Below are 415 nucleotides of genomic sequence, written 5' to 3' on the forward strand. Positions count from 1 at the left end.
TGAGAGCCGACGCAGCACGCAACCTGGAAGCCGTCCTGACCACCGGGGCGCGGATGCTCGCCGCCGACCCGGCCGCGAGCATCGCGAGCATCGCCGCCGAGGCCGGGGTCGACCGGCGCACCGTCTACCGGCGCTTCGCCTCACGCGAAGAACTCCTCGCGGCCATCCACCTCTCCCGCCTGGAAGCCATCGAGAACGCCATCGAGGACGCCCGGCTGCGCGAGGCCCCCGTCGCCGTCGCCCTGCACCGCTACGTCGAGAACATCATCACCGTCAACCGCACCTGGCCCGTCGACCTCACCCGCATGCTCGCCGACGACGCCGTACGCGAACGCCGCGACCGCTCCGTCCAGGAGGTCGACACCTTCCTGCACCGCGCCACCGACGAAGGCCTCCTCCGCCCCGACCAGCCCGA

Annotated in this window: 1 protein-coding gene; it reads left to right on the forward strand. The window is 72.3% G+C overall.

Annotated elements, in window-relative coordinates:
* Window positions 1-53: 53 nt before the first annotated feature.
* Window positions 54-415 (forward strand): TetR/AcrR family transcriptional regulator (locus tag IG64_RS37225; RefSeq protein WP_037864991.1); only part of this gene is annotated, 362 nt, incomplete at its 3' end.

Source organism: Streptomyces sp. NRRL S-340, assembly GCF_000720185.1.
In the GTDB taxonomy this organism is placed as follows: domain Bacteria; phylum Actinomycetota; class Actinomycetes; order Streptomycetales; family Streptomycetaceae; genus Streptomyces.